This window comes from Streptomyces prasinopilosus (assembly GCF_001419695.1).
GTDB classification, from domain to species: domain Bacteria; phylum Actinomycetota; class Actinomycetes; order Streptomycetales; family Streptomycetaceae; genus Streptomyces; species Streptomyces prasinopilosus.
Window position 1 is genome coordinate 1 of the sequence record NZ_LIRG01000504.1, and the last position, 8,078, is coordinate 8,078.

At 72.8% G+C, this 8,078-nt stretch carries 9 protein-coding genes; 3 read left to right on the forward strand and 6 right to left on the reverse strand.

Translation table 11 applies throughout. From position 1 onward, the window contains the following. The first annotated feature begins 110 nt into the window (after positions 1 to 110). Positions 111 to 785, forward strand: a complete 675-nt coding sequence (locus AOK18_RS20600; protein WP_055695331.1) for an RNA-binding S4 domain-containing protein — start codon at positions 111 to 113, stop codon at positions 783 to 785. Positions 786 to 1,040: 255 nt separating this feature from the next. Here AOK18_RS20600 and AOK18_RS20605 read toward each other — a convergent pair whose 3' ends face one another. Together AOK18_RS20605 and AOK18_RS20610 are read right to left on the reverse strand one after the other, a co-directional pair. Next, entirely contained in the window at positions 1,041 to 1,484 is a 444-nt protein-coding gene (locus AOK18_RS20605; protein ID WP_055571162.1) for a DoxX family protein, read from the reverse strand. A gap of 101 nt (positions 1,485 to 1,585) precedes the next feature. Next, positions 1,586 to 2,275: a class I SAM-dependent methyltransferase gene (locus AOK18_RS20610; protein WP_055571161.1), complete on the reverse strand. Its 690-nt coding sequence runs from the start codon at positions 2,273 to 2,275 to the stop codon at positions 1,586 to 1,588. A 156-nt stretch (positions 2,276 to 2,431) separates the two neighbouring features. Between AOK18_RS20610 and AOK18_RS20615 the strand changes: the two genes are divergently transcribed. Further along, positions 2,432 to 2,692 (forward strand): DUF6343 family protein, encoded by a 261-nt coding sequence (locus AOK18_RS20615; protein WP_055571160.1) that lies wholly within the window; start codon positions 2,432 to 2,434, stop codon positions 2,690 to 2,692. A gap of 153 nt (positions 2,693 to 2,845) precedes the next feature. Here the strand turns inward: AOK18_RS20615 and AOK18_RS20620 are convergent, their stop codons facing one another. The 4 genes from AOK18_RS20620 to rpsA all read right to left on the reverse strand — a co-directional run bounded on the left by AOK18_RS20620 (position 2,846) and on the right by rpsA (position 6,732). Next, complete coding sequence (locus tag AOK18_RS20620; protein WP_055571159.1) at positions 2,846 to 3,229, reverse strand: tetratricopeptide repeat protein; 384 nt, start codon at positions 3,227 to 3,229, stop codon at positions 2,846 to 2,848. Between the two features lie 50 nt (positions 3,230 to 3,279). Next, positions 3,280 to 3,909, reverse strand: coding sequence for a dephospho-CoA kinase (gene coaE, locus AOK18_RS20625; RefSeq protein WP_055695332.1), 630 nt, complete (start codon positions 3,907 to 3,909; stop codon positions 3,280 to 3,282). Between the two features lie 92 nt (positions 3,910 to 4,001). Continuing rightward, positions 4,002 to 4,940 carry a proteasome assembly chaperone family protein gene (locus tag AOK18_RS20630; RefSeq protein WP_055571157.1) on the reverse strand — a complete coding sequence of 313 codons (939 nt, stop codon included), beginning with the start codon at positions 4,938 to 4,940 and terminating at the stop codon, positions 4,002 to 4,004. A gap of 283 nt (positions 4,941 to 5,223) precedes the next feature. Further along, the gene (rpsA, locus tag AOK18_RS20635) at positions 5,224 to 6,732 is read right to left on the reverse strand and encodes a 30S ribosomal protein S1 (RefSeq protein ID WP_055571156.1); all 1,509 of its coding nucleotides are present in this window, start codon (positions 6,730 to 6,732) and stop codon (positions 5,224 to 5,226) included. A gap of 400 nt (positions 6,733 to 7,132) precedes the next feature. Here rpsA and AOK18_RS20640 point away from each other — a divergent pair, with 400 nt between their 5' ends. After that, positions 7,133 to 7,963, forward strand: coding sequence for a class I SAM-dependent methyltransferase (locus AOK18_RS20640; RefSeq protein WP_175400218.1), 831 nt, complete (start codon positions 7,133 to 7,135; stop codon positions 7,961 to 7,963). The last annotated feature ends 115 nt before the right edge of the window (positions 7,964 to 8,078 follow it).

Genomic DNA, 8,078 nt, shown 5'->3' on the forward strand with positions numbered 1-8,078 from the left:
CGTCGGAGCGGACGCCGGAGAGGGCGCAGGGAGTGGGGGGATCGGGGAGGCCGCTGGGGTCCATGGCTCCACGGTAGGGCGGGCCGCCCCGGAGCGTTAAAGTCGGGACCATGGCTTCTGAGGGTGCCGAACACGGCAGCACACGGAGTGACGGGAACACCGCGGAGGGGACGGACCCCGTACGGGAGAGCGCTCCCGCACCGGAGTCCGCGGCTGCCGCTCCGGGCCCGGGGGCCGCCCCGGATCCGGGGACCGCCGCCGCCGTGGCCGCCGCCGAGGCCGCCGGACCGCAGAGCGGCGAGAAGGTCCGGACCGACAGCTGGATCTGGTCCGTCCGCCTGCTCAAGACCCGTTCCCTCGCCGCGAGCGCCTGCCGCGGCGGCCATGTCCGGGTGAACGGTGAGCGGGTGAAGCCCGCGCACTCGCTGCGCGTCGGCGACGAGGTGCGCCTGCGGCACGAGGGCCGGGAACGCGTCGTCGTCGTCAAGCGCCTGATCCGCAAGCGGGTGGGCGCCCCGGTCGCGGTCCAGTGCTACGTCGACAACTCCCCGCCGCCCCCGCCCCGCGACGCCGTCGCCCCGGCCGGCATCCGGGACCGCGGCGCGGGCCGCCCGACCAAACGCGACCGCCGCGAACTGGAACGCCTGCGCGCTCTGGGCGGCCCGAGGGGCGCGAGCGGCCCCGGTCTCCCCGGCGTCCCCGAAGGACCCGACACACCGGCCGAGCCCGGTGGCCGGGGCCGGCGGCCGTCCCCGAAGAACACGAGGAAACGACAGCGCCCCTGAACGACCGGCGCCGCACGGCACCCGCGGCGCGCCGCGCCGGGGGCGGTCCCCTGATGCGGGCCGGAGACGGGCCTGGGGCAGGGGGCCGCTCCCTGCCCCGGGCCCGGGACGGTCCCGTGTCCCGGACCGTGGAAGAGGCGACCCTCTGCCCCCGGGCCAGGGACGATCCCCCGCCCGGGCCGGACACGGACCCCCGGCTCCGGCTCTCCCGCGGCACTCCGCGGGAGAGCCGGAGCCGGGCCGCGCCGCTCTCCCTCATCCCCGGCGCACCAGCCGCAGCAGGTCGGCGTTGTGCTCCCGACGTGCCCGGGCGATGAGCACGAGCGGCACCATCAGCAGGAGCGGGGTCACCGCGTACCGGCCGTCGAACACCACGGTCTGCACCACGAACGCCCCCGCCATCAGCGCGCTCAGCCCGATCGCGGCCGCCGACTGCAGCACCGGGACCAGCAGGCCGATCGCACCCGCGAGTTCCAGCACGCCGATGGCGTACATCCCCGCGCTGCCCCAGCCCATGTCGTCGAAGGTCTCGGCGGCCGACGCGTGGGCGACGAGCTTCGGCAGGGCGCTCGCGAAGGCGAAGAAGAGCGCGAGCGCCACCTGCACGGTGCGCAGTGCGATGCCGGCCCACCGCCCGCGGGCGGACACGGGTGCGGGCACGGAAGCGGCGGACACGGCGGGGGCGGTGTGCTCGGACATGGTGTCTCCTGCGGGAAGCGGTCGGTGTCGCTGTCGTGGAGTTGGACCGCCCCTCGCCCCCGAACTCATCGCCCCCGGGGCACGTACTTCCGGGTCGCCGCTCAGTCCCCGGTCGCCGCCGCCACCGCTCTCACCCACATGCCGTCCTGCGTCAGGTACCGGTCCACGCGCAGGCCCTCCTCCTCCAGTGCTTCCTCGAACTGCTCCTTCGTCAGCGGTCGCGACCGGAACGTCTGTGTCCACACCGCGTCCGGGAACACGTACTCCGCGTGCACCGCGTCGACCCCGTCGCCGACCGGTTCGGTCGACACGATCCGCACGGTGAAACCCGCGGGGTCCACCCGTTCGCGCGGCACGTTCGTGTGGTACTCCTCGCCCTCCCGCTGGATCAGTACGCACCCGCCCTCCGCCAGGTGCCGCACGCAGGTGCGCAGCAGGCCCCGCCGCACCTCCGCGTCGCCCGCGTGCACCAGGAACGACGCGAGCAGCACCACGTCGAAGGTCTCGTCCAGCCGCAGCTCCTCGATCGGAGTGCAGACGGTCCGCGCCCCGCGCACGCGCTCCAGCATCTCGGCGGACTCGTCCACGGCCGTGACCGTGAATCCCCGCTCCAGCAGGGCGTGGGTCACCCTGCCCACTCCGCTGCCCAGCTCCAGGACGCGCGCGCCCGCCGGCACGGCGGCGGCTATGACGTCCGGCTCGTCCCCGACGGGCAGCCGCGCGTACAGCTCCACCGCGCAGCCGTCCGGGGTGATCGCTCCGGGCCCCGTCCCCTCGTATCCCTCACGCATGTCACGTTTCATGCCCGTCCAACGGACCGGACCCGCAAGCCCGTTCCCATGCATCCCGGGTTTCACCCGACCGAGTGATGGCACTCCTCCCGGGAGAGGCCGGAGTCCGTGGCCCGCGGTCCGGCGTACGGTGGAGACAGGCAGGGTGGTGACGGAATGCGTACGGGCAGTGAGCCGAGGACCGCGCGCAGCGCGCTGCGCATGCGGTTCTGGCTGAGCGTGTGGGGCGAGGTCTGGACGGTCTTCGGGACGGTGGCGTTCGCGGTCTCCGGGTACCCGGGCTGGGCGCTCCTGTGCGGGCTGCTGTGGCTGGTCGTCACCGTCGACCTGATCGTGGTCGTCCGGCGCCTGCGCCAGGGCTCGCACTACCAGCCGGGCCGCGACGTGCCCCCGTACGAACCGGGGGACACGTCGTAGACACCGTGACCGGGAGCCCGCCGTGACCGGAAGCGGGGAGCGGGACGGTCCTGCCCCGCCCGGACGCCGCCCTCGCCGCTCCCCCGGACGCCGTCCCCGGCCGCCCGGCCGTGGCCGGTGCGGTCGTGGTCGGTGCGGTCGTCCGCGGTCCGCTCAGTCGTCGTCGAACCGCGCGGCCTTCAGGTACTCGGGGTTCGGGTCCAGGGCGGCGGCCAGCCGGAAGTGGCGCCTGGCGGGGGCGGGGCGGCTCTGCCGCTGGTAGGTGCGGGCGAGCGCGAAGTGCGCGAAGGCGTTGTCCGGCTCGCGCTCCAGGACGATGGAGAACTCGAGCTCCGCCGGGCGCAGCTGGGCCGCCGCGAAGAAGGCCCGCGCGCGCAGCAGCCGCGCGGCCGTGTTCTCCGGATACGCGTCGATGACCCCGTCGAGCAGCTTCACCGCGCCCCGCGGGTCCCGCGAGGCGAGGAGGTGCTCGGCGGCACGGAAGTCGATGACATGCGTCTCCGGCGTACGTCCGGTCGAACCACCGCTCTGGGGCACAGCTGCATCCTTCCCTCGCCGGACCGGTTCAACGCCCCTGCCGGGGGCCCCTATTCCCTCGCGGACCGCCGGTCGGCCGGTCCGCCGCGCGCCCGGCGCACGAGTTCGGCCCACACGTCCTTCACCCGCCGCGTCAGCTCGTCCAGGGGCACGTCGTTGTCGATGACGATGTCCGCGATCTCCAGGCGCTGTGCGCGCGTCGCCTGGGCGGCCATCCGCGCCCGGGCGTCCTCCTCTCTCATGCCGCGCCGGCCGACGAGCCGCTCGAGCTGGGTCTCGGTGCTCGCGTCGACCACGATCACCAGGTCGTAGAGGGACGCGAGGCCGTTCTCGGTGAGGAGGGGTACGTCGTGGACGACGACGGCGTCCTCGGCGGCGGCCTCCTCCAGCTCCCGGGAACGGGCGCCCACCAGGGGGTGCACGATCGAGTTGAGGAGGGCGAGCTTGTCCGCGTCGGCGAAGACGATCGCGCCGAGCCCCGGCCGGTCCAGGCTGCCGTCCTCGGCGAGGACCTCCTCGCCGAAGGCGTCCACGACCGCCGCGAGTCCGGGTGTCCCCGGCTCGACGACCTCGCGCGCGATGCGGTCCGCGTCGATCAGTACGGCCCCGCACTCGACGAGCAGCCGGGACACCTCGCTCTTGCCGGCACCGATTCCACCGGTCAGTCCCACCGTCAGCATGCCCGAAAGCTTAGGGCCTGCCGCCGGTGCCCCGCCCCCGGGCGGGACCGGCCCCCGGCTCCGGGCCGCCGGGCCCCGGCGGCCCGGCGGTCTCAGACGTCGCCTTCGCGCTCCGCCAGGAACCGCTCGAACTCGAGCCCGATCTCGTCCGCCGACGGGATCTCCACCGGCTCGGCGAGCATGTTGCCCCGGGTCTCGGCACCCGCGGCGGCGTCGTACTGGTGCTCGAGGCCCTGGATGAGGGCCGTGAGTTCCTCGTCGCCCTCCTGTACCTGGCGGTCGATCTCGGTCTGGGTGCGGTGGGCGGCGGTGCGCAGGGAGTGCGCCACACCGGGCAGGACCAGGCCGGTGGCCGCCGTGATGCTCTCCAGCACGGTCAGCGCCGCGTCCGGATAGGGGGAGCGGGCGATGTAGTGCGGCACGTGGGCGGCGATCCCGAGCACGTCGTGGCCGGCCTGCATGAGCCGGTACTCGACGAGCGCCTCGACGCTGCCGGGCACCTGCGCCTCCTCGAAGGGGCTGCTGTGGGCCGGGACGAGGTCGGTGCGGTTGCCGTGCGGGGTGATGCCCACGGGACGGGTGTGCGGGACGCCCATGGGGATGCCGTGGAAGTTCACCGCCAGGCGGACGCCGAGCCGCTCCACGATCTGCCGCACCGCGGCGGCGAACCTCTCCCACTCCACGTCCGGCTCCGGCCCGGACAGCAGCAGGAACGGCGCTCCGGTCGCGTCCTGGAGCAGCCGCACCTCCAGTGCGGGCACCTCGTAGTCGGTCCAGCGGTCGCGGGTGAAGGTCAGCAGGGGGCGACGGGCCCGGTAGTCGACGAGCCGGTCGTGGTCGAACCGGGCGACGACCTGGTGGGGCAGCGCGTCGAGCAGCCGCTCGGCGATCTGGTCGCCGGTCTCACCCGCGTCGATGTATCCGTCGAAGTGGTAGAGCATGACAAGACCGGCCGACTCCTGGGCGAGCGCCATGTCGACGACAGCCAGCCCCTTCGGCTCCCATGCGTACAAATCCTGCGGATCAAGCACCGTGACCGCCCCTCCTCGTGTTTCCCAGTGGACAACGTGACACGCGGCACCGGCATTCCCGGAGCCCGCCCCCGGACGCCCCCTCCGTCACGGGACCTCGCGGGCCGCGCCGGTCTCCCGGGCCGGTCCGGGCACCGTCACCGCACCGCCTCCGGCCGGCCGGACGGCCTTGTGGGCGGCCGGGGCGGCGGACCGGGACGCGCCGAGGGCCCGCACCCCGGTGGGGTGCGGGCCCTCGGCCCAAGAGCTCGCGCTCAGTGGTTACCGCTCAGCGTGCCGCGGTTCAGCTCTGGCCGCCGGCCAGCTTCTCGCGCAGCGCGGCCAGCGCCTCGTCCGAGGCCAGGGCGCCGGAGTTGTCGCCGCCCTCGGAGGAGTAGGAGCCGCCGCCGCCACCACCGGAGGCGGCCGGAGCCGCACCCGCGGTGTCGACACCCTCGGCAGCGGCCTTCTCGTCCGCCTCGCGGGACTTGATGACCTGCGCCTGGTGCTGCTCGAAGCGGGTCTGCGCCTCGGCGTACTGGGTCTCCCACGCCTCGCGCTGGGTCTCGTAGCCCTCGAGCCAGTCGTTGGTCTCGGGGTCGAAGCCCTCGGGGTAGATGTAGTTGCCCTGGTCGTCGTAGGACGCGGCCATGCCGTACAGGGTCGGGTCGAACTCGACCGCCGACGGGTCGGCACCGAAGGCCTCGTTGGCCTGCTTCAGCGAGAGGCTGATGCGGCGGCGCTCGAGGTCGATGTCGATGACCTTGACGAAGATCTCGTCGTTGACCTGGACGACCTGCTCCGGGATCTCCACGTGGCGCTCGGCCAGCTCGGAGATGTGCACCAGACCCTCGATGCCCTCGTCCACGCGGACGAACGCACCGAACGGAACCAGCTTCGTGACCTTGCCGGGCACGACCTGGCCGATCTGGTGGGTGCGGGCGAACTGCTGCCACGGGTCTTCCTGGGTCGCCTTCAGCGACAGGGAGACACGCTCGCGGTCCATGTCGACGTCGAGGACCTCGACGGTGACTTCCTGACCGACCTCGACGACCTCGGAGGGGTGGTCGATGTGCTTCCAGGACAGCTCGGAGACGTGCACCAGGCCGTCGACGCCACCCAGGTCCACGAAGGCACCGAAGTTGACGATCGAGGAGACGACGCCGGAACGCACCTGGCCCTTCTGGAGGGTGGTGAGGAACGTCTGGCGGACCTCGGACTGGGTCTGCTCCAGCCAGGCACGGCGGGACAGGACCACGTTGTTGCGGTTCTTGTCCAGCTCGATGATCTTCGCCTCGAGCTCCTTGCCCACGTAGGGCTGGAGGTCGCGGACACGGCGCATCTCGACCAGGGAGGCCGGGAGGAAGCCGCGGAGGCCGATGTCGAGGATGAGACCACCCTTGACGACCTCGATGACGGTACCGGTGACGATGCCGTCCTCTTCCTTGATCTTCTCGATGGTGCCCCAGGCGCGCTCGTACTGGGCGCGCTTCTTCGAGAGGATCAGGCGGCCTTCCTTGTCCTCCTTCTGGAGGACGAGGGCCTCGATCTCGTCACCGACGGCGACGACCTCGTTGGGGTCGACGTCGTGCTTGATCGAGAGCTCGCGGCTCGGGATGACACCTTCGGTCTTGTAACCGATGTCGAGCAGGACCTCGTCCCGGTCGACCTTCACGATGACGCCGTCGACGATGTCGCCGTCGTTGAAGTACTTGATCGTCTCGTCGATCGCGGCGAGGAAGGCTTCCTCGTTACCGATGTCGTTGACCGCAACCTGCGGGGTGGTGGCGGTGGTCTCGGTGCTGCTCGTCATGTGGGAAAGGGCTCCGGTACGGACAGAAAGTCGTAGGTACTGCTACGCCGGAGCCCGTTTCGCTCTGCAGAAGCCGGACAGCTTGGGAAGCGCCGTTCCGGACACCGGGTGCCCGATGGCGCCTCGACAACCGAGGGGACATACAACAGATGCGAGCGCAGCCTGCTACGTCTGAGGCGCGCAGGCTCGCAGCGCAACTTGTAGCATACGGGTGCGGCCGGGCAGGGTCAACGCACGAAGCCCCCCAGCCGGGGCGGATCGCCGCATAACCGGCACAATTCCCCCGTCCGGGGGCAGGGCCGCACGTCGGACGCCGCCTCGGGGCCACGCGGAACCCACCACCGCAGGACACCGCGCCCCCGTGGCGACAGCCGGGGCGACTGGACGGAAGAGTACGACGATGGAGCCGATCATCCAAGAGCCCGAAGGTCCCGAAGCGTCCGAACCCGAGGCGACCCGGCGGGACGCCGGCGTCACCGAGAGCGCCCGCGCCAACCGGGGCTGGTGGGACCGCAACGCGGACGAGTACCAGGTCGAGCACGGCACGTTCCTCGGCGACGACCGCTTCGTGTGGTGCCCCGAGGGCCTGGACGAGGTGGAGGCCGAGCTGCTCGGTCCGCCGGAGGAACTGAAGGACCGGGCCGTCCTGGAGCTCGGTGCCGGCGCGGCCCAGTGCTCGCGCTGGCTGGCCGCGCAGGGCGCGCGCCCGGTCGCCCTGGACATCTCGCACCGGCAGCTGCAGCACGCGCTGCGCATCGGGGGCCCGTTCCCGCTGGTGTGCGCGGACGCGGGCGCGCTGCCGTTCGCGGACGGCTCCTTCGACCTGGCCTGCTCGGCGTACGGGGCGCTGCCCTTCGTCGCCGACCCTCGGCTCGTGCTGCGCGAGGTGCACCGGGTGCTGCGCCCCGGTGGCCGGTTCGTCTTCTCCGTCACGCACCCGATCCGCTGGGCGTTCCCGGACGAGCCCGGCCCGGAGGGGCTGAGCGTCTCCGGTTCGTACTTCGACCGCACGCCCTACGTGGAGGAGGACGAGCGGGGCCGCGCGGTCTACGTCGAGCACCACAGGACACTGGGCGACCGGGTCCGGGACGTCACCTCCTCGGGCTTCCGGCTGGTGGACCTGGTGGAGCCGCAGTGGCCGGAGTGGAACAGCTCCGAGTGGGGCGGCTGGTCCCCGCTGCGCGGCCGGCTGATCCCCGGTACGGCGATCTTCGTGTGCGTGCGGGACTGAGTGCGTGATCCGTCACGAGGCCCTGGAGGCCCTCCCGGTCCGTGAGGCGATCGCGCCGCTGACCGGCGCCCTGCGGGAGCACGGCACGGCCGTCCTCGTCGCGCCGCCCGGCACC